This window comes from Mesorhizobium sp. B2-5-3, from assembly GCF_006441005.1.
Classification (GTDB): domain Bacteria; phylum Pseudomonadota; class Alphaproteobacteria; order Rhizobiales; family Rhizobiaceae; genus Mesorhizobium.
Genome location: NZ_VFUS01000001.1, coordinates 348,296 through 374,292, shown reverse-complemented (window position 1 = coordinate 374,292; position 25,997 = coordinate 348,296). Strand labels below are relative to the sequence as shown.

Sequence of the window (25,997 nt, the reverse complement as noted above, 5' to 3'; positions counted from 1 at the left end):
TGCAATCCTTTTTGAAGCTGGCAAGACAGCGCCCCTTTTGTCCTGCCGGAGAAAGGGGGCGCGAAGGATCGCTGCGTTCAAGATTGCCGCGAGCGAGCGCCTAAACCCTTCTCTCCACCATCATCTTCTTGATTTCCGCGATCGCCTTGGCCGGATTCAATCCCTTGGGGCAGGTCTGCGCGCAGTTCATGATGGTGTGGCAGCGATAGAGCCGGAACGGGTCCTCGAGATTGTCGAGCCGCTCGCCCGTGGCCTCGTCGCGGCTGTCGATCAGCCAGCGATAGGCCTGCAGCAGGGTTGCCGGGCCGAGATAGCGGTCGCCGTTCCACCAATAGCTCGGGCAAGAGGTCGAGCAGCAGGCGCACAATATGCATTCGTAGAGCCCGTCGAGCTTCTCACGCTCCTCATGGCTCTGCAGCCATTCCTTGGCGGGCTGCGGCGAGACCGTCTTCAGCCACGGTTCGATCGAGGCGTGCTGGGCGTAGAAATTGGTGAGGTCGGGCACCAGGTCCTTGATGACGGGCATATGCGGCAGCGGGTAGATCTTGACGGCACCCGATATGTCGTCGCAGCCCTTGGTGCAGGCGAGCGTGTTGGAGCCGTCGATATTCATGGCGCAGGAGCCGCAGATGCCTTCCCGGCAGGAGCGGCGCAAGGTCAGCGTCGGGTCGATCTTGTTCTTGATCCAGAGCAGCGCATCCAGCACCATCGGCCCGCAATCGTCCATGTCGACGAAATAGGTGTCCATGCGCGGGTTCTCGTCATCATCCGGCGACCAGCGGTAGATGCGATATTCCCTGAGATTGGTCGCGCCTTCCGGCTTCGGCCAGGTCTTGCCCTGCTGGATCTTCGAGTTCTTGGGGAGCGTGAGTTCGACCATTACCTCAGGTCCTTTCGGATGACGCGGCTGGACGTCATTTCAATACACCCTGGCCTTGGGCGCGATCTTGGCGAGACTGATGCCGCCGTCCTTTTCGGCCAGCAGCGGTTCGGTGTGCACCGGACGATAGGAGAGCGTCACCTCACCGGTCTCGCTCAGATGGGCGAGCGTGTGCTTGCGCCAGTTGGCGTCGTCGCGGGCCGAGAAATCCTCCCGCGCGTGCGCGCCACGGCTCTCCTTGCGCGCCTCGGCGCCGTAGACCGTGGTGATGGCGTTGGCCATCAGGTTTTCCAGCTCCAGCGTCTCCACCAGGTCGGAGTTCCAGATCATCGAGCGGTCGAAAACCTTTATGTCCTTGAGCTCGCCCCAGATCTGCGAAATGCGCTTGCAACCGTTCTCCAGCGATTCCTGCGTGCGGAACACCGCCGCGTCTTCCTGCATGGCGCGCTGCATCTTTTCGCGCAGAACCGCCGTCGGCGTCGAGCCGTTGGCGTGGCGCAGCCGGTCGAAGCGGTCCATGATCTTGTCGACCGAGGCCTGGTTGGGCGACGGGATTGCCGATTTGCGGTCGATGACCTGGCCGGCACGGATCGCCGCCGCGCGGCCGAACACGACCAGGTCGATCAGCGAGTTCGATCCCAGCCGGTTGGCGCCGTGCACCGAGGCGCACCCGGCCTCGCCTACCGCCATCAAGCCGGGCGAGACCCGATCGGGATTAAGGATCGTCGGGTTGAGCACCTCGCCCCAGTAATTGGTCGGCACGCCGCCCATATTGTAGTGCACCGTCGGCAGCACCGGAATCGGCTCCTTGGTGAGGTCGACGCCGGCGAAGATCTTTGCCGATTCCGAGATGCCGGGCAGCCGCTCGTGCAGCACCGCCGGATCGAGATGGTCGAGGTGCAGGAAGATATGGTCCTTGTTCTTGCCGACGCCGCGGCCCTCGCGGATTTCCAGCGTCATGCAACGCGAGACGACGTCGCGCGAGGCGAGGTCCTTGGCCGACGGCGCGTAGCGCTCCATGAAGCGCTCGCCCTCGGAGTTGACGAGATAGCCGCCCTCGCCGCGCGCGCCCTCGGTGATCAGGCAGCCGGCGCCGTAGATGCCGGTCGGGTGGAACTGCACGAACTCCATGTCCTGTAAGGGGAACCCCGCCCGCGCGGCCATGCCGCCGCCGTCGCCGGTGCAGGTGTGCGCCGAGGTCGCCGAGAAATAGGCGCGGCCATAGCCGCCTGTCGCCAGCACAACCATCTTGGCCGAGAAGCGGTGGATGGTGCCGTCGTCGAGGTTCCAGGCGACGACGCCGGTGCATGTGCCGTCCGGCTCCATGATCAGGTCGAGCGCGAAATACTCGATGAAGAACTGCGCGTTGTTCTTCAGCGACTGGCCGTAGAGCGTGTGCAGGATGGCGTGGCCGGTGCGGTCGGCGGCGGCACAGGTGCGTTGCACGGGCGGGCCATCGCCGTAATTCATCATGTGGCCGCCGAACGGCCGCTGGTAGATCTTGCCCTCTTCCGTGCGCGAGAACGGCACGCCGTAATGCTCGAGTTCGTAGACGGCGGCCGGCGCTTCACGCACCAGATATTCCATGGCGTCGACATCGCCCAGCCAGTCCGAACCCTTGACGGTGTCGTACATGTGCCACTGCCAGGAGTCCGGGCCCATGTTGGAAAGCGAAGCGGCAATACCGCCCTGCGCCGCCACCGTGTGCGAGCGGGTCGGGAAAACCTTGGTGATGCAGGCGGTGCGCAGGCCCTGTTCGGCCATGCCCAGCGTAGCGCGCAGTCCCGCGCCCCCGGCACCGACGACCACGACGTCGAATTTGTGGTCGACATAGGTATAGCCTGCCGTATTGGCTTCTTTCGCGTCCTTGGCCAAAACGTCAGCCTCCGAATGCCAGTTTGAGCAGGGCGAAGAGCGAAGCCACGCCGACCGCTACGGTGAAGAAAGTGTTGAGGGCGATCAGCGCCAGCTTCATGCCTTCGCCATGCACGTAATCCTCGATGATCACCTGCATGCCGATCCGCATGTGATAAAGCGGCGAGATGAGCACAAGGGCCATCATCAGCGCCACGAGCGGGTTGGCGAGCGCTGCCCGCACCTCCGCATAACCGGAGCCGTTGAGCGCGACCAGGAACCCGGTGAAGAACAGGATCAGCGGGATGTTGGCGATTGCCGTGAGGCGCTGGCGCCAGAAATGCCCGGTGCCTTCGCGGGCGGACCCCAGGCCGCGGACTTTCGCCAGCGGCGTGCGCATGTCGGTCTTTCCAGTGCTCATGGTCAGGCTCCTCGCGCCATATAGCCGGCGATCCAGATCAGCAGCGTGAGCAGGACCGAGCCGGCCAGGGTCGCCCAGGCGATCTTGGAGGCGGTATGCTTTTCGAGACCGGCGCCGGTATCCCAGATCAGGTGGCGCACGCCGCCCAGCATGTGATGCATGAGCGCCCAGGTGTAGCCGAACAGGATCAGCCGCCCGAGCCAGGTTCCGAAGGCCCAGCTCACCCAATCGAAAGTGGCTTGCGAGCTCGCTGCCGCCATCAGCCATATCGCGACCAGGAGCGTGCCGAAATAGAGCGCGCCGCCGGTGATGCGATGGATGATCGACATCGTCATGGTGATCGGCGGCCGGTACACGCTGAGGTGCGGCGAAAGCGGCCGTTCACGTCTGGTGAATTCGCGGGTGGCTGGTGATTTGCTCATGGCTCCCCCAGTTCGGCGTTCCTGGAGCCTCAGGTGGAAATGCGGCATTGCCGCTTCCGGTTGCGACTTCGGACAGCCGGTTTCTAATGCTCTTTTTGCACCGCGTCAAAGCCAGAAAACCGTTTCGAAAACGTAATTTAGTCTTATTAAAAGGCAGGTCCGGGCTTCAATCGATTAGGCGTCGACGATGCCAAGCCGGCCCGTTCTCGCTGCGGTGCAGCATATATGTGGCGGGCGCGGGCTTCGGCTCAGCGGGTGCGGGTCAGCGGCGCCGAGCCCGCTTTCATCACCAGCGCCTCGCGACCGTCGATCACGATCGCGTCATGTGCCTCGTTAACCATGTTTATCAAGACATGGGTGAGAACCGCGCCAGCCTCTTAACAAAGGTTAAGAAAAGGTTAATTTCCGATTCGAGGAGGCTTTGTCTCCAACATGGAGGACGCCATGCGTTCGAATTCGGGCAGATCGCGCCTTGCGGCGTTCACAGTGGCGGTATTGGCCGTCGGCTTCGCCGCGCCGGCGCTGGCGGACGGACGCCACCAGGATCGGGTCTACGCCGATTCCTTCGGCAATCTCGTCATCGACAGTGCCGCCGGCTACAAGCGCATCCTCGTCGGCGAAGGCAATCTCGCCAAGCAGCTGTCCGACTATACCAGCGCCGGCCAGCCCAAGGTGATCTACGAGAACGGCGCTGACGAGATGTCGGGCTATGGCGACTGCTATCGGCCGCCGGTGTTCGTGAAGGGGCGCAGTTATATGTATGGCCTCTCCGACGGCGAAATGCCCGAGCTCAGCCCCTGCCGCTGAACAGCGCCACGGCCTCTGGCCTGGCTGGCCCGGCGGAAACGCGCACGCAGTCGCGCCCGGCATCCTTGGCCTGATAGAGCGCTTCATCGGCACGCCGCATCAGACCGGAAAAATGCTCGCCGGCACGAAGCTCGGCGACGCCGAAGCTTGCCGTGCAGCGATTGTCGGCGGGGAGCCCGTCGATGGGCAGCGTCCCGAAGGCGCTGCGCGCGCTTTCGGCGAACAGCCGCGCGGCGGCAAGGTTGGTGCCTGGCAGGATGATGGCGAACTCCTCGCCGCCTATACGACCGGCGACATGGTGGTCGGCCGCGGCCTCGCGCAGGAAGCGGGCAAAGGCCTCGATGACCCGGTCGCCCGAGGCATGGCCGTAATTGTCGTTGATGGACTTGAAGTGGTCGAGATCGGCGATGACCAGCGCGACTGGGACGCCCCGGCGCGCCGCGTCCCCCAGCGCCCTCTCGGCGTGATGCTCGAAGCCGCCGCGGTTGAGGAGCCGCGACAGCGTGTCCGTTTCCGATTTCGACGTCGCCTCGGCGAGCACGTCGCGCACCAGTATGGCCAGCGCCAGCAAGGCCAGCGCCACGCCGAACACGGTGCCGAGCGATTGCGATACCAGGGCATAGCTGGTCTGCAGATAGGATTGCGGGGCGGCGCCGCGGCCGCCAAGCGCATCGGCGATGAATGGCTTGCTGGCGAACTGCATGGCGCTGGCCGCCAGCACCGCCATCAGCATCCGATCGAGCCGGTCACGCCTTTGCCTGGACGACCAGACAATGCCGAACCCGGTAAGCTGCATGACGGCGTAGGGCAGTTGGTAGGCCATCTTGCTGACTAGGGACTGGCGCGGCAGATCCTGGGCGAAATAGACCGCGACAGACGCAACAGCCAGGATCAGGAGCATCGCCGACCAGGGCGGCGTCACGCCGTATCTATGCGCAAGCCCGCCGTTGAAGGCGATGGTGGCGCCAAGGAAAACGGCAAAGGCTGCGACGACCACCAGCCGCGCATTGTCGAAGGCGGGGATGCTGAATTCCACGACGAAATAGGCCATGCCCAGCACATAACCGAACGCCAGCCAGCGTGCCGAGACGCGTCCGATGTCATAGACGGCAATCGCCATGAAGGCCGCCGCCAGCAGCCCGGCAACGAACAGATTGATGACAAGGATGAAGTCCGCGCCGCCCATGATTTCCCAAAGCCCCTGACGGCAGCAAACCATCGACGGGCGAAAAAGAAGTTAACGTCAGGTCATATCGGAGGCTCGCGCACGCCTCGGGGATTGGCCGAAGGATGTTTGCCATCGCCTTTCAGGGCGAAGCAAGGAACGAAGCGGTGCGGCGCGGTCCTGGATGGTGAAGACGTCAGGCCGATCGCCTTCAGCCGGCTTTGAGCGGCTCCGGCACGAACAGCGTTTCCGGCCGCTCATAGGACAGGCGCACGCTGTCGCGGCCGTTCTTCTTGGCCTTGTAGAGGGCCTCGTCGGCGCGGCGCATCAACGGCTCCAGCGCTTCGTCGCCGCTGCGCGCCGCCACGCCGAAACTGGCGGTGACCTTGGTGCCGGGCGGAAGTCCGTCGACGCCGCCGGCCGAGTAGGCCACGCGCACGGCCTCTGCGAGCAGCCGCGCGGCGGCAAGATCGGTCAAGGGCAGGAGCACCGCGAATTCCTCGCCGCCGATACGTCCGGCCTCACCGCGCGTACCGGCGGCGGCGCGAAGCTTGGCGGCGAAGTCGGCGATCACCCGGTCGCCCGCGGCATGCCCATGCAGGTCGTTGAGCGCCTTGAAGTGGTCGAGATCGGCCAGCACAAGGGCCACCGGCAATTTCGCCGCCGCGCAGCGTTGCAAGAGCAGTGCCGCCCGTTGCTCGAAGCCGCGCCGGTTGAGGAGGCGAGACAGCGGATCTGTGTAGGTTTCGACCTTCAACGCCTTCATCACGTCGAGCGCGGCGGCGGAGAACAGGCAAAGCGCGATCAGCAGCGACAGCAGCGCATGCGACAGCAACGCCGTCGTCCAATAGGATGATGTATAGAGCTCGTCATAAGTCGCGAAAGGCCCGTGCGCGACGATGACGGCAAGCGTGCGCACGAAGAAATTCAGCCCCGCGAGCAACGCCAGGACGAACAGGATCTTTTCCGTCGGGCCATTGCCACGCACCTTGCGCAATTCGGCGGCTGCCACCAGGCTGATGCCGCCGAGCGCGAAATTGATGACGAGGACCCGCCATGTCAGGTCCGGCTGGACGAACAGGAACCAGCAAAAGGCGGCCATGCCGCCGCTCGCCAAGACGCAAAGCCCGGCATAGGGCACTCGCCGGCCATGCCGCGCCACGATCGCGCCGGCCAGGCAGGATCCGGCAACGCAGAAGCATAGATTGGAGAGCAGCTTCGACGGTGCCAGGCCAACGGGCAGCGTGAAATGCTGGAACAGGAACCCGGCCGCCGCAAGCGAATAGCTTACCGCCAGCACGGCCAGATAGGGACGGTGGCGCTGATAGAACCAAAGCACGAGGAACGCCGCGCCGAGGGCCAGCGCGATCGTCGGGTTTAACAACGCTATCAGCAGGCCGGTGTCCAAAGGACCGTGACTTCCCCTCGCTTGACGTCGGGGAAGACCTTAGGGCGCAAGCCCAAACAAGCGGTTAAGCGAAAGCGAATATGCGTCACGCTGGTGCGGAGCGTGACGTGGAACCGGCGCGCCGGACCTGCGTTTGTCCAGCGCAGAAGAGGAACCGATAATGGCCGATACAATCACCCTGACCGATCACGAGGCAATCCGTTCGTGGGCCGCGTCGCGCGCCGGCTTTCCGGCCATTGTCGACGTGTCGCCCGAAGCCGGCACGCAGGCGATGCTGCGGCTGGTGTTCGGCCAGCACGCCTATGAGGACGAAGACCAGCCGGAGCGTCCGATCAATGCCGGAGGTTATGAGCTGGTCGAGTGGGACGAATGGTTCAAACTCTTCGATGAACGCGGACTGGCCCTGGTGGTCGCCGCCGAAGAACCGGGGCGCCGCGAGCAGTTCCACGAGATCATCCGCCGCGACGACCGGTGAAGCTCCAACATGCTCTGGACGCTCAAGCAGAAGGCCCGGATCGCATCGCGGTCCGGGCCCTTGCGTTTCGATCGAACCAGCCGCGATTTACTTCCAGTCGCGAATATCGACGAAGTGGCCGGCGATCGCCGCCGCCGCAGCCATGGCCGGCGACACCAGATGGGTGCGCCCCTTGAAGCCCTGCCGGCCCTCGAAATTGCGGTTCGAGGTCGAGGCGCAGCGCTCATGTGGCTTCAGCCGGTCGTCGTTCATGGCAAGGCACATCGAGCAGCCCGGCTCGCGCCAGTCGAAGCCGGCGGCGAGGAAGATCTTGTCCAGCCCTTCGGCCTCGGCCTGTTCCTTGACCAGGCCGGAGCCCGGCACGATCATGGCGTTGACGCGCGGATTGACTTTTCTGCCCTCGACCACCTTGGCGGCGGCGCGCAGATCCTCGATGCGGCCGTTGGTGCAGGAGCCGATGAAGACACGGTCGAGGGCGATGTCGGTGATCTTCGTTCCCGGCGTCAGGCCCATATAGTCGAGCGCGCGCTGCTTTGAGGTGCGCTTGTTTTCGTCGGTGATGTCTTCCGGGTTCGGCACAATCCCTTGCACCGAGACAACATCCTCCGGGGAAGAGCCCCAGGAGACGATCGGCGGCAGTTTGGCCGCATCGAGCACGATCACCTTGTCGAAATGCGCGCCTTCGTCGGATTGCAGTGTCTTCCAGTAGGCGAGCGCGGCGTCCCAGGCGGCGCCCTTGGGCGCGCGCGGCTTGTCCTTGACATAGGCGAAGGTCGTCTCGTCAGGTGCGATCAGGCCGGCGCGCGCGCCGCCCTCGATCGACATGTTGCAGATCGTCATGCGGCCTTCCATCGACAGCGAGCGGATCGCCTCGCCGGCATATTCGATGACATAGCCGGTGCCGCCGGCGGTGCCGATCTCCCCGATGATGGCGAGGATAATGTCCTTGGCGGTGACGCCTTCCGGCAACTGGCCGTCGACGCGCACCAGCATATTCTTGGCCTTGCGCTGGATCAGCGTCTGCGTCGCCAGCACGTGCTCGACCTCCGACGTGCCGATGCCGTGCGCCAGCGCGCCGAAGGCGCCGTGGGTGGAGGTGTGGCTGTCGCCGCAGACGATGGTCATGCCGGGCAAGGTGAAACCCTGTTCCGGCCCGATGATGTGGACGATGCCCTGGCGGATGTCATTCTCGGAATAATATTCGACGCCGAAATCCTTGGCGTTCCTGGCCAGAGCCTCGACCTGGATGCGGCTTTCCTCGTTCTTGATGCCGAACTTGCGCTCGGGCGAAGTCGAGACGTTGTGGTCGACCACGGCCAGCGTCTTTTCGGGATGACGGACTTTGCGACCACTCATGCGCAGGCCCTCGAAGGCCTGCGGGCTGGTCACCTCATGGACGAGGTGGCGGTCGATATAGAGCAGACAGGTGCCGTCGTCCTGGCGGTCGACGACGTGGTCGTCGAAAATCTTGTCATAGAGGGTGCGCGGTGCGCTCATGTGCGTAAATCCGTCGATATGAGAAAGGGAAGGGCAGACGCCAAGATGTCAGGCGAAACGAGTTGATCAGTCGGCCCGCGTAAGTCGGCTGGTCGGCGCGCCACAGACGCGCGCGGAGAAGCGCGACGGCAGGCGTTTTCTGTCCTGCAGCACGAACCCCTTGTAGGCCGGATCGCCAAAAAGCTCTTCCATGGCGGGGTAGATAGCAATGTTTTGGCCTTTCGGCAATTGGCGGTGGCTGCGCGGGACCTGGGTTCCTCGTCCTCGCGTCCACGCCTCCGGGGGATGCGCACCAAGGTTGGCGGACCCGCGGTTCAAAGCACCTCGAAGACAAACGTCTTCACCAGCGCATCCGGCTCGGCAGTCGCATAGCAGCGGAACCACGGGCTTTGCTCCATCAGCCGCCATTTTCCCGTCCGTTCCAGCTCGTCGAAGACGGCCTGGAAACCACCGCTCTCGAACACCTGGTCGCGCACGGTGAAGATGGCGTGGCCGCCTTTCTTCGTGATGCGCACCAGTTCGTGCAGGCCGGAAGCCGGCGCATGGCTGATGGTGAACACGCCGGTCGAGAAGAAGGCGCGGAAATGGCCGTCGGGCCAGGGCAGCGGGCCGCCCAGCATTGCCTGCTTCAGCTCGCCATAGGCGTTGCGGCTGCCGGCGATCTTCAGCATGTCGTCCGACAGGTCGAGCCCGGCGATATCGCCGTAGCCCAGCGCCTTCAGCGACGGCCCCGACAGGCCGGTGCCGCAGCCCGCGTCGAGCAGCGGCCCTTCGCCCGCAGGCACGTGGCGCGCCACCCAGGCGGTGATGAGGAACGGCAGGAGATAGCCGAGCGAGGCGGTCTCGCTGTCATAAGTCGCGGCCCATGCGGCATAGGCCTGCGCCAGGGTTTCGGGCGTATCGGCCGTATAGACCGAATCCAGCGCAGCATTGGCCTTGTCGACGTTCATGGGCATGCTCCTCCTCCAGTGCGCAACCGGAGCGTAACGCCGTCCTTGCCGAAACACTATTCCTGATGCTGGCGGCGCAACCGCCGTTCCAGCGCCCGGAGCGCCAAAGACAAGCCGACGGTCAGGATGAGATAGATGTAGGCTGTTATCGAATAGGTCTCGAAGAAGCGGAAGGAACCGGCGGCATAGACCTTGCCCATCTGCGTGATGTCGGCGACACCGAGCACCGAGACCAGCGAGGAATCCTTGACCAGGGCGACGAAGTCATTGCCGAGCGGCGGCAGGATGGTACGGATCGCCTGCGGAAAGACGATGAGCCGGAAACGTTGCGCCCGCGTGAGCCCGAGCGCCTTGGCCGCTTCTATCTGGCCCTTCTCGACCGCCTGGATGCCGGCCCGGAACACTTCGGAGATGAAGGCGGAATAGCCGATGGTCAGCGCCATGACGGCGCGCCACAAGAGCGAGACGTCGCGCACCTGCAACTCGCCGAGATAGCCGGTGCTCTGCAGCGGCGCGGTCAGCGCGTTCCAGGCTGCGACGAAAGCCGGTGCGCCGGCAAACGCGATCCAGAACAAAAGCACCAGGATCGGTACGCCACGGATGATCTCGACATAGAAACGCGCGATCTGCCGCAGCCACTGCGAACCCGACAATCCCATCAGCGCGATGCCGAGGCCGATCATCGAGGCCAGCGCGAAGGCGACAATGGTGACGAAGACGGTGACGCCGATGCCCTTGGCAACAGTGGCGAAGACCTGGGCATAAAGATCGCTGGCGGCGATGGCGAGCGCGGCGGCCAAGGCAAGGACAAGGGCGGCGGCCAGCCACCAGGGGAATTCAGGTTTGACGGAGGGCTGTGGGGGTGCCATCAGGCGTGGCCGGCGAGGTGCATAGTGCGCAAGACAGGCGCCAAGGCGCCCCCCTCTGTCCTGCCGGACATCTCCCCCTCAAGGGGGGAGATCAGATGTCTCATCTGCCTTCGCCAATCTTCATCGATGCTGCATGTGGGACGAAGGCCAAGCTGCCAATCTCCCCCCTTGAGGGGGAGATGCCCGGCAGGGCAGAGGGGGGCGTTCAAGCGCAAACTCAGCGCGAGTTCCCGCACGCGCACCGCCCGCATCAAGACGAACTACTGCCCCATCTTGTAATCAAGAAACCATTTCTTGTTCAGCGCATCGAACGTGCCGTCGGTCTTGAGCGCGGCGATCGCGGCGTTGACAGGCTTCACCAGGTCGGAGCCCTTGGGAAAGATGAAGCCGAAATCCTCGGTGCCGAGCGGGCCGCCGATCAGCTTCAGCTTGCCCTCGGAAGCGTCGACATAGCCCTTGCCCGCAGTGCCGTCCGTCAGCACCACATCGACGTCGCCAGTCTTCAGCGCCTGCACGGTGGCACCGAACGTCTCGAACAGCTTTATGCGCGGGTTCTGCTCATTGCCGTCCAGCACGCTGTAGACAGCGGTGTAGAAGGGCGTCGTGCCGGCCTGCGCGCCGATCAGCCCGTCCTTGAAGGCGCCGAAGGTCTTGGCGTCGGTGAAGCGGCTCTCGTCGCCGCGCACCAACATGAACTGTTCCGAGCGCATATAGGGGTCAGAGAAATCCACCTTCTGCTTGCGGTCGTCCTTGATGGTGATGCCGGTCATGCCGATGTTGTACTGGTTGTCGGAAACCGCCTGGATCATCGCGTCCCAGGACGTGTTCTGGTACTCGACGGTGAAATTCAGCCGCTTGGCGATCTCGTTCATCGCGTCATATTCCCAGCCGATCTGTTTTCCGGTCTTGGCATCGATGAACTGTAGCGGCGGATAGGCGTTTTCCGTCACCACCACCACTTTCTTGCCGCCGAGATCGGGCAGCGCCTGGGCGAAGGCGGCAACGGGCGCAAGCATGACGGCAAGCAGGCCGGCCAGCAGCAGTTTCGATTTTGTCATGACACACTCCCCGGAAGTGAAAGCGCCCGGACACGGGCCGGGCTTGCAAAGGAAATCCGGCGCCGACTTTAGCTCTCCGCAAGCGCCATGCAAGACGCTCCGCTGCGCCACGGCCGGCGAAAAACGCAAATAGATACTTTCGGCCGGGATTTTGGGGAACGATCCTTGCCGTGGCCGATCAGCCGCGCTGCGGCGCTCCGGCATCGGCCTCGCGCAGCCCGGCGACGAAGCGGGTCAGCGTGCCATGCAGCGACTTCAACTCGGCTGGGTCGAGCGGCAGGCTGCAGAGCATGGCGGCGGGGATGTCCCTGGCGCGCTCGCGCAAGGCTTGGCCCTTGGCTGTCGGCTCGACCAGCACGCGGCGCTCGTCGGCAGGATCGCGCCGGCGCGTAACCAGGCCGCCGGCCTCGAGCCGCTTGAGCAGCGGCGTCAGCGTCGCCGAATCGAGGCCCAGCGCCTCGCCGAGCTCGCCCACCGTGCTCGGCGCGCGCTCCCACAGCGCCAGCATGGCCAGATATTGCGGATAGGTCAGGCCAAGCGGATCGAGCAACGGCCGGTAGAGCTTCGTCATCAATCCGCTCGCCGAATAGAGCGCGAAGCAGAGCTGGTCGCTGAGCCTTGGGACCGCGCTTGTCCCGGCGTCACCCGCCGGGACCTGGTTGGCCGTGTCTTTGGTTTTCGCCGTCATGTCGCCTTTGCCGAAATCGCCACCTCGATATTGCCCCTGGTTGCGTTGGAGTAGGGGCAGATCTGGTGCGCTGCCGATACAAGCGCTTCGGCGGCCGCCTGATCAAGACCTTTCGTCTCGGCCGCGAGGGAAACGCCGAGCAGGAAACCGCCCTGACCGTTGGGATGGAGGCTGACAGTGGCCGTCACCGAGGCATCGCGCAGCGGCAGTTTCTGCTTGCCGGCGAGAAACCGCATGGCGCTTTCGAAGCAAGCGGCATAGCCGGCGGCGAAAAGCTGTTCGGGATTGGTGGCGCCACCCTTGCCGCCAAGCTCCTTCGGCATTGCGAGGTCGACGCTGAGCAGGCCGTCATCGGTCTGGACGTGGCCGGCGCGGCCGCCGACGGCACGAGCCTGGGTCGAATAGAGTGCGGTCATATCAAGTCTCCAAAATTAATTGTATACGATTAATTAGTATACCGTATTATAGGAGTCAATCCCGCTTTGGAAGCCCGCATGTGGCAAAAGGGCGGGCTCCGAAACGAAAAAAAGGCGGCCAAAGCCGCCTTTTTCAGAAGTCTCTGTCGAAAGCCTTATTCGGCGGCAGCGGCCTCCGCAGCCTTGGCGGCTTCGTCGGCGGCCTTCTTCTCGGCAGCTTCCTTGGCGGCCGTCTCGGCGGCCAGCGCCTGCGCGGCGGCAACCTTCTCGGCCTCGATGCGCGCCTTCTCGGCGTTCAGCGCATCGCGCTCCTCATCGTTGAGCTTGCGGGCGCGCACGCCGGTGTTCTCCGAAATACGGGCCGACTTGCCGCGACGGTCGCGCAGGTAATAGAGCTTGGCACGACGCACCTTGCCGCGACGCACGATCTCGACGCCTTCGACCATTGGCGAAAACACCGGGAACACGCGCTCGACGCCTTCGCCGTAGGAGATCTTGCGGACGGTGAAATTTTCCTGGAAGCCCGAACCGGCACGGGCGATGACGACGCCTTCATATGCCTGGACGCGGGTGCGGGTGCCTTCGGTCACGCGGACCTGGACGCGCACGGTGTCGCCGGGCTGGAATTCGGGAAGCTTGCGCTTTGCTTCGATCTTGGCGGCCTGTTCGGCCTCGATCTGACGGATGAGATCCATCTCAATAATCCACTTCTTGTTCTTCCGACAGTCAGAGCGCCCGGCGCTCGCCTTGCAGTTCCAATGACCGCTCGGCTATGCCCTTTGTTCGAAAACATCGGGCAGGGGCGACTACACCGCCATTGTTGACGGGTCCGGCAGATTTCTCCCGGTTCGGCGGGCACATACAGCTATTTCGACGCTTTGTCACGTCTTGGCCGCGTCTTTTTTGCTCGCGTGCACCATCGTATCTGTCCACTACCGGGTTGCAAGGGCCCTTCAAGCTGCCTAAGGCGGGGCAACCATAGTTCTCCGGCGGCATCCTCATGTCCTTTTTCGACGCGGTCCTGCTATTCATGGCGGGTTTTCTTTCCGGCGCCGCCAATGCGGTCGCGGGCGGCGGCACCTTCATCACGTTCGGCGCCATGACCTTGGTCGGCCTGCCGCCGATCGTCGCCAACGCCACCTCCTCGGTGACGCAATTTCCCGGCTATATCACCTCGACGCTGGCCTACCGGGACGACATCCGTCATTTCTGGCGTGGCGCCCTGCTGCTCTGCCTGATATCGGCGCTCGGCGCACTGGCCGGCGCACTCATCCTGCTGGCGCTGGACAATCCGTCATTTCGCGTCCTGGTGCCGTGGCTGCTGCTGGCCGCGACGGCGCTGTTCGCCGCCGGGCCGTGGCTGAAGCCCGCGCCCAAGCCGGGGCATGAGGCTTCTGTGGGCTCGTTGGCCGGCTCGCTGGCGCAGTTCGTCACGGCCATCTATGGCGGCTTTTTCGGGGCCGGCATGGGCGTGATGATGCTGGCGACGCTCGGCCTGACCCAGGCCGGCGACTACCACCGCCTGAACGCGCTGAAAAACATGCTGGCCATGGTCATCGCAGCGGTCGCCATCGTCGTCTTCGTCTCGGGTGGCGTCGTCGCCTGGCCGCAAGCGATCATCATGATCCCCGGCGGCGCGTTGGGCGGCTATGCCGGCGTGTGGATCGCCAAGCGCGTGCCGCAGAATGCCGTGCGCGGCTTCGTCGTCGCGGTCGGGCTGTTCCTGGCTTTCTACTATTTCGCCAAGGGCTGAGGAGAGCCGAGCAAGTCCGGCCGTCGTTCTCGCGTCAGCTTCTCTGACTCTGCCCGCCGCCACGCTGCGATCTTGCCGTGGTTACCCGACGTCAGCACCTCGGGAATAGGCCGGCCCTCGAAATCCTGCGGCCGCGTGTAGTGCGGGTGTTCGAGCAGGCCGTTTTCAAAGCTCTCTTCTTCACCCGACACGGCATTGCCCATGACGCCGGGCAGCAGCCGCACGACCGCGTCGAGCAGCACAAGCGCCGCCGGCTCGCCGCCGGAGAGGATGAAATCGCCGATGGAGACTTCCTCCAATTTCCGCGCGTCGATCACCCGCTGGTCGATGCCTTCGAAGCGGCCGCACAGGATGACGGCGCCCGGCCCGGCGGCCAGTTCGCGCACGCGCGCCTGCGTCAGCGGCTTTCCACGCGGGCTCATCAGCAGCCGTGGCCGCAAATCGCCTTCGGGCGAGGCATGGTCGATCGCCCTGGCCAAGACATCGGCGCGCATCACCATGCCGGCGCCGCCGCCGGCCGGCGTGTCGTCGACAGTGCGGTGGCGGTCGGTTGCGAAGTCGCGGATCTGGATTGCTTGCAGCGACCATGTACCGGCCTCCAGCGCCCGCCCGGCCAGCGACAGGCCAAGCAGACCCGGAAACATTTCCGGGTAGAGCGTAAGCACGGAGGCGGAGAAGCTCACCGGTTGCCCCCGGCGTCCCTCGGGCCGCGCGGCCTGCCCTTCGGGTCGAAGCCTTCCTCGCGCGGCGCTTCGCCGTCCTCGTCCTCGACCAGTCCGGCCGCCGCCTGGTTGACGCGCACAAAACCCTCGGCGATGGACACTTCGGGCACAGCGGCCTGCGTGAACGGGATCAACACGCCCTTGCGTCCGGCCAGCGTCACATCGAGGATGTCGCCGCCGCCGAAATTGTGCACGGCGACGACCTTGCCAAGGACGGCTCCCGTATCGTCCCGAACCTCCAGACCGATCAGGTCGGCATGATAGAATTCGTCCTCCTCGCCGTCATCGGGCAGCATGGAGCGATCGACGAACAGCTCCGTGCCCGCCAGCGCCTCGGCCGCGTTGCGGTCACTGACACCCTTGAAGCGCACCACGACCACGGTGTTGGCGGGCCTTATGTCGATGATCTGGAAGGCGCGGCCGTCCCTTGCGTAAAGCGGCCCGTAATCGGCGAGCGCCAGCGGATCGCCGGTAAAGGTTTTGACGCGCAATTCGCCCTTGATGCCGTGAGCGGCGCCGATCACGGCCATCTGGACGGGGTTCTGGGGCTTGCTCATGGCGCGCTTTTACCTTCGTCATCCACGGGCGGAGCAGGCGCGAAGCGACTGCGCAGACCCGAGGACCCATTCGTTACGGTGATCAAACCCACGGCAGTTCAGAAAGGCTCACGGGTTTCGTTCCTGCAACTCTCTATTTGCGGATACCCCGTTTGGCCAATCACCACGGTTTTGATTGCCGCCGGTCGACTCCTAGCCCCACCGGATTGTCATTTCAATGACGCCTCTTCACCGCTTCCTAACCCGGCTGCCGGAAAATGACGGCGAACCGGAACGACGCCATGCAGGAATTCCTTATCCCGGCAAAGCCCGACCTCCAGGCGGCACGCGAAAGCTGGCTCAAGATGCTCGCGCGAGAACGTCGGCTGTCGCCCGAGACGGTGGAAGCCTACGAGCGCGACACCAGGCAGTTCCTGCATTTCCTGACGGGTCATAATGGCGGCCCGCCCGGCATAGCCGACATCGCCGATCTGCGCCCGGCCGACCTGCGCGGCTTTCTCGCCGCCCGCCGCAACGAAGGCGCAGGCGCCCGCACGCTCGGCCGGGGGCTGGCCGGCATTCGCTCACTCTTGCGCTTTCTGGAACGGCGTGGTCTCGCCAACGCAGCGGGCGCGGCGGCCCTGCGCGCGCCCCGCCAACCAAAGTCACTGCCGAAACCGCTGACGGCCAGTGACGCAAAACATGTCGTTTCCGTCGAGGGTCAATTGGCGGAGGAACCCTGGATCGCCGCCCGCAACGCCGCCGTGCTGACGCTGCTCTACGGCTCGGGCCTGCGCATTTCCGAGGCGCTCGGCCTTGCCGGCGCCGAACTGGCGTCGGAGGCCGACACGGTGCTGCGCGTCACCGGCAAGGGCGGCAAGACGCGGCTGGTGCCGGTGCTGCCGGTGGCGCTCAGGGCGGTTGCCGAATACCGCCGGCTGTGCCCCTACCATCTCGACCCCAAGGGCCTTTTGTTTCGCGGCGCGCGCGGCGGCCCGCTCAACCCGGCCATCGTCCAGCGGGAGATGGCCAAACTGCGCTCGGCGCTCAACCTGCCGGACACCGCAACGCCGCACGCCTTGCGCCATTCCTTCGCCACGCATCTGCTCGGCCGCGGCGGCGACCTGCGCACCATCCAGGAACTGCTCGGCCATGCCAGCCTGTCGACCACGCAGATCTATACCGGCGTCGATACGGCGAGGCTGTTGGAGATCTATGAATCGGCTCACCCGAGGGCGTGAGTGTTGGGGTTGTGCGAGGCTTCCGGACTTCGCCACGGGATGACGATGGGTGGGCGGCTCAACCAACCATCAAGCCGTTCGACCCAGGTAATTCGAGCGATAGTCAAAATTGACTGAACCGGAGACAATTTCATTCTCCCGATTAACCGTTTTGCCGTTTTTCCAGCTTAGGAAAGGACCATGAAACGGGTCATCGTCATCGCCGACCGCGCTGCGCTCTTCTCGCTGAAGCTGCTCGTGGCGTTCCATGTGCTGTTCTTCCTGTCTCTGCTCGCCGTCCTGTTGTTCGCGGCGGGCAAGGCGCATGCCGAAATCCCGTCCTGCACTGGCGCCGACATGCTGTCGGCGTTGCAGAAAAGTGACCCGTCCACCTACCGCAAGATCGAGGCGGAAGCCGCCGCAACGCCGAACGGCAAGGGCCTGCTGTGGAAGCTGGAGAAGACGGGCGAACAGCCGTCCTTCCTGTTCGGCACCATGCATATGACCGACCCGCGCGTCACAGCGCTGCCGCCGGCCGCGCAGAAGGCCTATGACGGCGCCGGCACCATCGTCATCGAGACCACCGAAGTGCTCGACCGGCAGAAGATGATGGCGGCCCTGCTCAAGCAGCCGGAGCTGATGATGTTCACCGACAGCACCACGCTGTCGTCGCTGCTGTCGCCCGACGACGCCGCGGCGGTCGACAAGGCGCTCGACGAACGCGGCATCCCGCCGGCAACCGTCGCCAAGATGAAGCCGTGGATGCTGTCGGCCATGGTGGCGCTTCCAGCCTGCGAGCTCGCCCGCAAGGCGGGCGGCGCGCCGGTGCTCGACGTCAAGCTTGCCGAGGATGCCAAGGCCTCCGGAAAATCCGTCGAAGGGCTGGAGACCGTCGCCGACCAGCTGCGCGCCATGGCTTCGCTGCCGATGGCGTTCCACATGAAGGGACTGGTCGACACACTGAAGCTCGGCGACAAGATGAACGACGTCAACGAAACCATGATCGTGCTCTACCAGCGCGGCGAGACCGGCATGTTCTGGCCGCTGTTTCGCGCCGTGCTGCCCGGCGAGACGGGCGACGCGACAGGCTACGCGGCGTTCGAGCAGACCATGATCACCAGCCGCAACAAGGCGATGGTCGATCATGCCGGACCATTCCTCGCCAAAGGCAGTGCCTTCATCGCCGTCGGCGCGCTGCATCTGCCCGGTCCCGAGGGCCTGGTCGAGGATTTCCGCAAAGCCGGCTATACTGTCACCGCTGTCGATTGAGTCGCGTGGGCAGCGGAGGAATCAGGCGCCGCGTTTTCGGCGCTTTCCTTCCCTAGCGTGAAACCCCATCAACGGTTGCGCGTTGATGGCTGTTGATTGATCATTTTCATCCACGGAGGACACTTTTATGGCGAATCCATCAAACGACACGCCCAGATCAGGTGGCGGCGGCAGCCCTTGGCTGATTGCATTGGTCGTCGTTATTCTGGCGATTGTCGCGTATTATGTTTTCGGAAGAAGTGGTGAGCATCCGGCGACCGAACCGCCCGCCGCGAGCACACCGGCCCCGGCGCCAGCGCCCGCGGAGCCGATGAAGCCCGCCGAACCGGCTCCTGCCCCTGCCCCTGCCCCAGCACCCGCGCCGGCCCCTGCACCGGCGACACCGGCTCCTGCGCCGGCCCCAGCTCCCGCACCGGCCCAGTAATCGGGCCACGGCTTTCAACGAAGAACGGCCCGCCTTCCGGTGGGCCGTTCTGTTTGGGGCAGGCAAGGAGGCAATTCCCTCAAGGGAAGCGCTACGCGCTTGCCCGGGAAAACCGTTTCACGGTTTTCCTGGATCGTTCTAAATATGGATCGGCTTGAAGAACGTCGCCAATGCCGCTTCCTTCACTGCTTCCGACATGGTCGGATGGGCATGACAGGTGCGGGCGAGATCTTCCGACGAGCCCCCGAATTCCATCAGCACCGCCGCCTCGTGGATCATCTCGCCGGCGCCGAAGCCGACGATGTGAACGCCGAGCACGCGGTCGGTGGCCTTGTCGGCCAGGATCTTGACGAAGCCGTCGGTGTGCAGCATGGCGCGCGCCCGGCCATTGGCGGTGAACGGGAATTTCCCGACCTTGTAGTCGATGCCGGCCTTCTTCAATTCCTCCTCGGTCTTGCCGACCGAAGCGATCTCCGGGCTGGTGTAGACGACGCTCGGAATGACGTCATAGTTCACATGGCCGGCCTGGCCGGCAATGGTCTCGGCCACTGCCACGCCCTCATCCTCGGCCTTGTGCGCCAGCATCGGCCCGGCGATGACATCGCCGATGGCATAGATGCCTGGTATGTTGGTCCTGAGGTGCGCGTCGGTTTTGACCCGGCCGCGCTCATCGACCTCGACGCCCGCTTCCTTCAGGCCCAGGCTGTCGGCGAAAGCTCGGCGGCCGGTGGCGATCAGCACCATGTCGGCCTCGATCGTCTCGGCCGCGCCGCCTTTCACAGGCTCGAAAGTGACGCTGGCGCCCTTCTTGGCCTTGGCGACGCCGGTGACCTTGGCGCCGAGCCTGAATTCGAAGCCCTGCTTGGAGAGCAGCCGCTGGAATTGCTTGGAGACCTCACCGTCCATACCGCCGAGGATGGTGTCGAGGAATTCGACCACGGTGACCTTGGCGCCGAGCCGCGCCCAGACCGAGCCGAGCTCGAGCCCGATGACGCCGCCGCCGACCACGACGAGATGGCCGGGCACCTTGTCCAGCGACAGCGCGCCGGTCGAGGACACGATGACTTTTTCGTCGAAGTCGACCGTGACGCCAGGAATGCCGGCGACATCCGAGCCGGTGGCGATGACGATGTTCTTCGTCTCGATTTCCTCGACCTTGCCGTCCTCGCTCGTCACCGACACCTTGCCCGCCGCGACCACCGTGCCGATGCCGCGAAAACTATCGATCTTGTTCTTCTTGAACAGGAAGGCGACGCCGTTGACGTTCGCCGTCACCGTGGCGTCCTTGTGCGCCATCATCTTCTTCAAATTGAGCTTCGGTGTCACTTCGACACCCAGTGTGTCGAAGGAGTGGCCGGCTTCGGCGAACATCTCGGAGGCATGCAGCAACGCCTTGGACGGAATGCAGCCGATGTTGAGGCAGGTGCCGCCGAAGGTCGGGTTCTTCTCGACCACCGCGACCTTCAGCCCGAGCTGCGCCGCCTTGATGGCGCAGACATAGCCGCCCGGTCCCGAGCCGATGATTACGACGTCATAAGCCATGTTTGTTTCCCTTTTTCTTGGGGCGCTCAGCGGCCGCCGCTGACATTCAGGATCGCGCCGGTCGTATAGGACGCGGCATCGGACAACAGGTAGAGAACCGCGCCCGCGACTTCATCCGCGGTGCCGGCTCTTTTCATTGGCAGAAGATCGCGGAACCGCTCTATCCGGTCCGGCTGCCCGCCCGAGGCATGGATTTCGGTATCGATGATGCCCGGCCGCACCGCATTGACGCGGATGCCTTCCAGCGCCACCTCGCGGGCGAGCCCCATGGTGAAGGTGTCGATCGCGCCCTTGGACGCGGCGTAGTCGACATATTCGCCCGGCGAGCCCAGAATTGCCGCAGCCGACGAGATGTTGACGATGGATCCACCCGACCCACCGTGACGGCTCGACATCCGCTTCACCGCTTCGCGGGCGCAGAGGAGCGACCCCACGACGTTGATGCGCATCATGCGCTCCAGCCGTGAAACATCCATCTCATCGACCCGCGCCTTGACGTCGACGATGCCGGCATTGTTGACGAAAGCATCGAGCCGGCCATAGCCGTGGTCGACGGCTTCAAACATGGCAACGATATCGGATTCGACGCCGACATCGCCCCTGACCGCAAAGGCCTCGCCGCCTGCGGCCTTGATTTCGCCGACCAGTGCCTCGGCGGCGGTCTGGTTGGAGGTGTAGTTGACCGCTACGCGATAGCCAGCCTTCGACCCGAGCCGGCAGATCGCGGCGCCGATGCCGCGGCTGCCGCCGGTGACCAGCAGCACCTTTTGCGTCCCGCTCATTCCTGGCACCCCTTCAAGGCAAACACGTCCGACGGCACTTTCGAAAATCCGCTGCCGCCATGGGCGGTGGATTGATGCAACACCGGACCGAGATCGGGCAGGATCAGCGTCTTCGGTGCTTCGACGCCTTCGGCTGGCAACAGGCCGATGCTGCCCTTTTCATCCGACGTATAGATGACGCCGTTCCACAAGGTGCAGGCGGCAAGCTCGGTGCCGGTAACGTCGCCTCCCGGGCATTTGTACATCAGCGCCCCGTTCGGCCGCGAAACACCTTCGTTCCATTGGACGATGCCGTTCAGCACCACATCGTTGTCGAGGATCAAGCGGAACGTGTTGGTGACGGTCGCCGACGTGCCGGTCGGCGTAAAATTGATCTCACTGCCGCTCTGGGCATCGCCGTAGACGGCGAGTTCGGCCGGGCATGCGGCATTAGCGTGGACAGCGGCGAATGCCATACCGGCCGCCAGCGCTATCGGTCTGGCAGGCCCAGGGAACAGGGCCATTATTGGCTACTCCGACCGCGAGCCGCCATTCGACCGCCTCACAGATCAAGCACCAGCCGTTCCGGATCCTCCAGGCTTTCCTTGACGCGCACCAGGAAGGTCACCGCTTCCTTGCCGTCGACGATGCGGTGATCGTAGCTCAGCGCCAGATACATCATCGGCCGGATCACGATCTGGCCGCCGACCACCACGGGCCGGTCCTGGATCTTGTGCATGCCCAGAATACCCGACTGCGGCGCGTTGAGGATCGGCGTGGACATCAGCGACCCGTAGACGCCGCCATTGGAAATCGTGAACGTGCCGCCCTGCATGTCGGCGACCGACAGCTTGCCGTCGCGCGCGGCGATGCCGAGCCGGCCGATCTCCTTCTCGATCTCGGCGATAGACATCTGGTCGGCATCGCGCACCACCGGAACGACCAGACCCTTCTCGGTGCCGACGGCGACGCCGATATGGGCGTAGTTCTTGAAGATGATATCGGTGGCATCGATCTCGGCGTTGACCGAGGGGATTTCCTTCAAGGCATGGGTGACGGCCTTGGTGAAGAAACCCATGAAGCCGAGCTTCACGCCGTGCTTCTTCTCGAACACGTCCTTGTACTTGGTCCTGAGCGCCATCACCGCTGACATGTCCACCTCGTTGAAGGTGGTGAGCATGGCGGCGGTCGACTGCGCTTCCTTGAGCCGGCGCGCGATGGTCTGGCGCAGCTTGGTCATGCGCACGCGCTCCTCGCGCGCCGCGTCGTTGCCTGAGGACGGCGCACGGGCAGCAACCGGCGCTGCCGGGGCCGCCTTCGGCGTCTCGGCCGGCTGCGACGGCGCACCCTTGGAGATGGCGTCGAGCACGTCGCCCTTCAGCACCTGGCCGCGCTTGCCGGAGCCGGAAAGCTGGTCGACCGACAGATTGTTCTCGGCGATCAGTTTCGCCGCTGCCGGCGCCGGCGGCATGGTGCGCGGCTCGACCGGACCGGCGTCGCCGGCGACCTTGGCGGTCTCGGCGGCGGCCTGTTTGGTGGTCTGCGCGGCGTCGGGGCTCGATGCCTGCGCCACGGCTTGCGGCTTGGTGACCGGTGCGGCGGCGCCACCGGCCGAAATCGAGCCCAGAAGAGCGCCGACCCCGACCGTCTCGCCCTCCTTGGCGGCGATCTCGCCCAAGGTTCCGGCGCCTGGCGAGGGAACCTCGACCGTCACCTTGTCGGTTTCGAGCTCGACCAGCGGCTCGTCGGCGGCAATGGCATCGCCCACCTTCTTGAACCATTTGCCGATGGTCGCCTCGGTGACGGATTCGCCGAGAGTTGGAACGCGGATTTCGGTAGCCATTGTGCCTGTCCGTTCTGTCTCTTCTGGAGTTCTATTCGCCGAGCGCGTCTTCGAGCAAGGCGGCAAGCTGGGCAAGATGCTTGGACATCAGTCCGGTCGCCGGCGAAGCGGCGGCCGGACGGCCGGTGTAGCGCACCCGCTGATGCTTGGCGTCGATATGCGCCAGAACCCATTCCAGATACGGGTCGATGAACGACCAGGCACCCATGTTCTTGGGCTCCTCCTGGCACCACACCATCTCGGCGTTGCGGAAGCGCGACAATTCGGTGATCAGCGCCTTGGCAGGGAACGGGTAGAGCTGTTCGACGCGCAGCAGATAGATGTCGTTGACGCCGCGCCTCTCGCGTTCTTCATAGAGGTCGTAATAGACCTTGCCCGAGCACAGCACGACGCGGCGGATCTTGGAATCCTTGGTGAGCTTGATTGCCTGGTTGGGCAACAGCTGGGCATCGTCCCACAGCAGCCGGTGGAACGAGCTTTCACCCGAGATTTCCGGCAGCGTCGACACCGCCCGTTTGTGACGCAGCAGCGACTTCGGCGTCATCAGGATCAGCGGCTTGCGGAAGTCGCGCTTAAGCTGCCGGCGCAGGATGTGGAAGTAGTTTGCCGGCGTCGTGCAGTTCGCCACCTGCATATTGTCTTCGGCGCAAAGCTGCAGGAAGCGCTCGAGCCGGGCCGAGGAATGTTCCGGGCCCTGGCCTTCATAGCCATGCGGCAGCAGGCAGACGAGACCCGACATTCTGAGCCACTTGCGTTCGCCGCTCGATATGAACTGGTCGAACACCACCTGGGCGCCGTTGGCGAAGTCGCCGAACTGCGCTTCCCAGAGCGTCAGCGCTTTCGGTTCGGCAAGGCTGTAGCCATATTCGAAGCCAAGCACCGCCTCTTCCGACAGCATCGAGTTGATGACCTCGTAGCCGGCCTGCGCCGCCGACAGGTTGTTGAGCGGGATGTAGCGTGTCTCGTCGCGCTGGTCGTAGAGCACGGAATGGCGCTGCGAGAAGGTGCCGCGTTCGGAATCCTGTCCCGACAGGCGGATCGGATTGCCGTCGAGCAGGATCGCGCCGAAGGCCAGGGCCTCGGCCGTCGACCAGTCGATGCCCTCCCCGGATTCGATCGCCTGACGCCGGTTCTCGAGGAAGCGGACGATGGTCTTGTGCGCCTCGAAATCCTTTGGTACTTCGGTCAGTTTCTTGCCGATCTCCTTCAGCGTCTTGACCGGAACGGCGGTCTTGCCGCGCCTTTGTTCGTCCTGGTTGTCGGCCGTGCGCAGGCCCGACCAGGCGCCGTCGAGCCAATCGGCCTTGTTCGGCTTGTAGTGCTGGCCGACTTCCCATTCCGATTCCAGATGCGCGCGCCAGTCGGCCTTCATCTTGTCGAATTCATCCTGGGTGATGTGGCCCTCGGCGATCAGCCGGTCGGCATAGATCTGCACCGTCGTCTTGTGGGTGCGGATGTTGCGGTACATGATCGGCTGGGTGAAGGCCGGCTCGTCGCCCTCATTGTGGCCGAAGCGGCGGTAGCAGAACATGTCCACGACCACCGGCTTGTGGAACTTCATGCGGAATTCGATCGCCACCTTGGCGGCGTGGACGACCGCCTCCGGGTCGTCGCCATTGACGTGAAAGATCGGCGCCTCGATCATCTTGGCGACGTCGGACGGGTAGGGCGACGAACGCGAGAAGCGCGGATTGGTGGTGAAGCCGATCTGGTTGTTGATGATGAAATGCAGCGTGCCGGCGACCCGGTGGCCGCGCAGGCCCGACAGGCCAAGGATTTCGGCGATGACGCCCTGGCCGGCGAAGGCGGCGTCGCCGTGCAGGAGCAGCGGCAGCACCTTGGCGCGCTCCTCCAGCGGCACGATCTCCTCGCGGCCGCGGCCGAACAGATAATCCTGCTTGGCGCGCGCCTTGCCCATCACCACAGGGTCGACGATTTCCAGATGCGAGGGATTGGCGGTCAGCGACAGGTGCACCTTGTTGCCGTCGAACTCGCGGTCCGAGGAGGCGCCAAGATGGTATTTGACGTCGCCCGAGCCCTCGACCTCGTCGGGTGCGGCCGAGCCGCCCTTGAATTCGTGGAAGATGGCGCGATGCGGCTTGGCCATCACCTGGGAGAGCACGTTGAGGCGGCCGCGATGCGCCATGCCGAGCACGATCTCCTTCAGCCCGAGCTGGCCGCCGCGCTTGACAATCTGTTCCAGTGCCGGGATCAGCGCTTCGCCGCCGTCGAGGCCGAAGCGCTTGGTGCCCTTGAACTTGACGTCGGCGAACTGCTCGAAGCCCTCGGCCTCGATCAGTTTCTGCAGGATCGCCTTCTTGCCGGTCGCGGTGAAGGAGATCTCCTTGTCGGCGCCCTCGATGCGCGCCTGGATCCACGCCTTCTCTTCCGGATCGGAGATGTGCATGAACTCGACGCCGAGCGTCGAGCAATAGGTGCGGGTCAGGATGTCGAGCATCTGGCGGATGGTGCCGAATTCGAGCCCGAGCACATTGTCGAGGAAGATCGGCCGGTCGTAGTCGGCTTCGGTGAAGCCGTAATTCTCTGGCGACAGCTCGTTGTAATCCTCGAGCGTGGCGATGCCGAGCGGGTCGAGATTGGCGTGCAGATGGCCGCGCATGCGATAGGCGCGGATCATCATGATGGCGCGCACGGAATCGCGCGTCGCCTGGTGCACGTCGGCGTCGGAGGGGACGGCGCCGTTGACGGCTGCCTTCTCCTTGACCTTCTTTTCGATGTGCTTCTCGACCAGGCCCCAATTGCCGTCGAGCGCCGACACCAGCTCGCCATTGGCCTGCAGCGGCCAGGAGGGCTTGGCCCACGAGGCGCCCTTGGCGTTCTTGCGGACATCCCCGGCATCGTCCTTCAGGCCGGCGAAGAACTCCTGCCATTCGGGATTGACCGAGGCTGGATCGTCCTCATACGCCGCATAGAGCGCGTCGATATAATCGGCATTGCCGCCATAGAGGAAAGAGGTGAGCGAAAATTGGTCGTTGGCCTGATCTTGTCGTGCCATT

General features: G+C 64.4%; 25 protein-coding genes. 5 read left to right on the top strand and 20 right to left on the bottom strand.

All coding sequences use genetic code 11. The features are described 5' to 3' along the window. Nucleotides 1–100 precede the first annotated feature (100 nt). The 4 genes from FJ867_RS01915 to sdhC are packed head-to-tail and all read right to left on the bottom strand — an operon-like array spanning nucleotide 101 to nucleotide 3,577. Complete coding sequence (locus FJ867_RS01915; protein ID WP_140518103.1) at nucleotides 101–880, bottom strand: succinate dehydrogenase iron-sulfur subunit; 780 nt, start codon at nucleotides 878–880, stop codon at nucleotides 101–103. Nucleotides 881–919: 39 nt separating this feature from the next. Further along, nucleotides 920–2,755, bottom strand: a complete 1,836-nt coding sequence (gene sdhA / locus FJ867_RS01910) for a succinate dehydrogenase flavoprotein subunit (RefSeq protein WP_140518102.1) — start codon at nucleotides 2,753–2,755, stop codon at nucleotides 920–922. A 4-nt stretch (nucleotides 2,756–2,759) separates the two neighbouring features. After that, on the bottom strand, nucleotides 2,760–3,155 hold the full coding sequence (gene sdhD, locus FJ867_RS01905) for a succinate dehydrogenase, hydrophobic membrane anchor protein (protein WP_140816380.1): 396 nt from the start codon (nucleotides 3,153–3,155) through the stop codon (nucleotides 2,760–2,762). A gap of 2 nt (nucleotides 3,156–3,157) precedes the next feature. Then, complete coding sequence (gene sdhC, locus FJ867_RS01900) at nucleotides 3,158–3,577, bottom strand: succinate dehydrogenase, cytochrome b556 subunit (RefSeq protein WP_140816378.1); 420 nt, start codon at nucleotides 3,575–3,577, stop codon at nucleotides 3,158–3,160. 444 nt (nucleotides 3,578–4,021) lie between these two features. On the opposite strand from sdhC, the gene FJ867_RS01895 reads away from it, so the two are divergent. Then, nucleotides 4,022–4,384, top strand: a complete 363-nt coding sequence (locus FJ867_RS01895; RefSeq protein ID WP_140816376.1) for a hypothetical protein — start codon at nucleotides 4,022–4,024, stop codon at nucleotides 4,382–4,384. Here the strand turns inward: FJ867_RS01895 and FJ867_RS01890 are convergent. Beyond that, entirely contained in the window at nucleotides 4,368–5,570 is a 1,203-nt protein-coding gene (locus FJ867_RS01890) for a GGDEF domain-containing protein (protein WP_140816374.1), read from the bottom strand. The two genes, FJ867_RS01895 and FJ867_RS01890, sit on opposite strands and share 17 nt — an antisense overlap. A 190-nt stretch (nucleotides 5,571–5,760) precedes the next feature. Further along, entirely contained in the window at nucleotides 5,761–6,957 is a 1,197-nt protein-coding gene (locus FJ867_RS01885) for a GGDEF domain-containing protein (RefSeq protein ID WP_140563954.1), read from the bottom strand. A gap of 160 nt (nucleotides 6,958–7,117) precedes the next feature. On the opposite strand from FJ867_RS01885, the gene FJ867_RS01880 reads away from it, so the two are divergent. After that, complete coding sequence (locus FJ867_RS01880; RefSeq protein ID WP_140492726.1) at nucleotides 7,118–7,432, top strand: hypothetical protein; 315 nt, start codon at nucleotides 7,118–7,120, stop codon at nucleotides 7,430–7,432. 87 nt (nucleotides 7,433–7,519) lie between these two features. Here the strand turns inward: FJ867_RS01880 and leuC are convergent, their stop codons facing one another. The 7 genes from leuC to rplS all read right to left on the bottom strand — a co-directional run bounded on the left by leuC (nucleotide 7,520) and on the right by rplS (nucleotide 13,605). Next, nucleotides 7,520–8,929, bottom strand: coding sequence for a 3-isopropylmalate dehydratase large subunit (leuC, locus tag FJ867_RS01875; RefSeq protein WP_140524672.1), 1,410 nt, complete (start codon nucleotides 8,927–8,929; stop codon nucleotides 7,520–7,522). Nucleotides 8,930–9,243: 314 nt separating this feature from the next. Further along, entirely contained in the window at nucleotides 9,244–9,879 is a 636-nt protein-coding gene (locus FJ867_RS01865; protein ID WP_140816372.1) for a class I SAM-dependent methyltransferase, read from the bottom strand. Nucleotides 9,880–9,935: 56 nt separating this feature from the next. Then, nucleotides 9,936–10,748, bottom strand: coding sequence for an amino acid ABC transporter permease (locus FJ867_RS01860; RefSeq protein WP_140816370.1), 813 nt, complete (start codon nucleotides 10,746–10,748; stop codon nucleotides 9,936–9,938). Between the two features lie 260 nt (nucleotides 10,749–11,008). Beyond that, nucleotides 11,009–11,806, bottom strand: a complete 798-nt coding sequence (locus FJ867_RS01850) for a transporter substrate-binding domain-containing protein (protein ID WP_140524675.1) — start codon at nucleotides 11,804–11,806, stop codon at nucleotides 11,009–11,011. A gap of 178 nt (nucleotides 11,807–11,984) precedes the next feature. Further along, entirely contained in the window at nucleotides 11,985–12,494 is a 510-nt protein-coding gene (locus FJ867_RS01845; protein ID WP_140492743.1) for a MarR family transcriptional regulator, read from the bottom strand. Further along, the gene (locus FJ867_RS01840) at nucleotides 12,491–12,910 is read right to left on the bottom strand and encodes an organic hydroperoxide resistance protein (protein WP_140816368.1); all 420 of its coding nucleotides are present in this window, start codon (nucleotides 12,908–12,910) and stop codon (nucleotides 12,491–12,493) included. The genes FJ867_RS01845 and FJ867_RS01840 overlap by 4 nt, the downstream gene beginning before the upstream one ends. A gap of 155 nt (nucleotides 12,911–13,065) precedes the next feature. Then, nucleotides 13,066–13,605, bottom strand: a complete 540-nt coding sequence (rplS, locus tag FJ867_RS01835) for a 50S ribosomal protein L19 (protein ID WP_140518090.1) — start codon at nucleotides 13,603–13,605, stop codon at nucleotides 13,066–13,068. A gap of 305 nt (nucleotides 13,606–13,910) precedes the next feature. On the opposite strand from rplS, the gene FJ867_RS01830 reads away from it, so the two are divergent. Next, nucleotides 13,911–14,663: a sulfite exporter TauE/SafE family protein gene (locus FJ867_RS01830; protein ID WP_140559271.1), complete on the top strand. Its 753-nt coding sequence runs from the start codon at nucleotides 13,911–13,913 to the stop codon at nucleotides 14,661–14,663. Here FJ867_RS01830 and trmD read toward each other — a convergent pair. Both trmD and rimM read right to left on the bottom strand, forming a co-directional pair. Beyond that, nucleotides 14,645–15,346 carry a tRNA (guanosine(37)-N1)-methyltransferase TrmD gene (trmD, locus tag FJ867_RS01825; protein WP_140816367.1) on the bottom strand — a complete coding sequence of 234 codons (702 nt, stop codon included), beginning with the start codon at nucleotides 15,344–15,346 and terminating at the stop codon, nucleotides 14,645–14,647. The two genes, FJ867_RS01830 and trmD, sit on opposite strands and share 19 nt — an antisense overlap. After that, complete coding sequence (gene rimM, locus FJ867_RS01820) at nucleotides 15,343–15,942, bottom strand: ribosome maturation factor RimM (protein WP_140492758.1); 600 nt, start codon at nucleotides 15,940–15,942, stop codon at nucleotides 15,343–15,345. Before rimM ends, trmD begins: the two co-directional genes overlap by 4 nt. A 281-nt stretch (nucleotides 15,943–16,223) precedes the next feature. Here rimM and FJ867_RS01815 point away from each other — a divergent pair, with 281 nt between their 5' ends. Then, nucleotides 16,224–17,162, top strand: a complete 939-nt coding sequence (locus FJ867_RS01815; RefSeq protein WP_140816366.1) for a tyrosine recombinase XerC — start codon at nucleotides 16,224–16,226, stop codon at nucleotides 17,160–17,162. Between the two features lie 180 nt (nucleotides 17,163–17,342). Then, entirely contained in the window at nucleotides 17,343–18,410 is a 1,068-nt protein-coding gene (locus tag FJ867_RS01810; RefSeq protein WP_140816364.1) for a TraB/GumN family protein, read from the top strand. Nucleotides 18,411–18,972: 562 nt separating this feature from the next. On the opposite strand, the gene lpdA is transcribed toward FJ867_RS01810, so the two are convergent. The 5 genes from lpdA to FJ867_RS01780 form a co-directional block, all read right to left on the bottom strand. Next, nucleotides 18,973–20,376: a dihydrolipoyl dehydrogenase gene (gene lpdA, locus FJ867_RS01800; RefSeq protein ID WP_140518085.1), complete on the bottom strand. Its 1,404-nt coding sequence runs from the start codon at nucleotides 20,374–20,376 to the stop codon at nucleotides 18,973–18,975. Nucleotides 20,377–20,402: 26 nt separating this feature from the next. Continuing rightward, nucleotides 20,403–21,158 carry an SDR family oxidoreductase gene (locus tag FJ867_RS01795; RefSeq protein WP_140518084.1) on the bottom strand — a complete coding sequence of 252 codons (756 nt, stop codon included), beginning with the start codon at nucleotides 21,156–21,158 and terminating at the stop codon, nucleotides 20,403–20,405. Continuing rightward, nucleotides 21,155–21,613 (bottom strand): hypothetical protein, encoded by a 459-nt coding sequence (locus tag FJ867_RS01790; RefSeq protein ID WP_181168314.1) that lies wholly within the window; start codon nucleotides 21,611–21,613, stop codon nucleotides 21,155–21,157. Before FJ867_RS01790 ends, FJ867_RS01795 begins: the two co-directional genes overlap by 4 nt. 86 nt (nucleotides 21,614–21,699) lie before the next feature. Further along, nucleotides 21,700–22,980, bottom strand: a complete 1,281-nt coding sequence (odhB, locus tag FJ867_RS01785) for a 2-oxoglutarate dehydrogenase complex dihydrolipoyllysine-residue succinyltransferase (protein WP_140816360.1) — start codon at nucleotides 22,978–22,980, stop codon at nucleotides 21,700–21,702. 31 nt (nucleotides 22,981–23,011) lie between these two features. Continuing rightward, the gene (locus FJ867_RS01780) at nucleotides 23,012–25,996 is read right to left on the bottom strand and encodes a 2-oxoglutarate dehydrogenase E1 component (protein WP_140816358.1); all 2,985 of its coding nucleotides are present in this window, start codon (nucleotides 25,994–25,996) and stop codon (nucleotides 23,012–23,014) included. Nucleotide 25,997 lies beyond the last annotated feature (1 nt).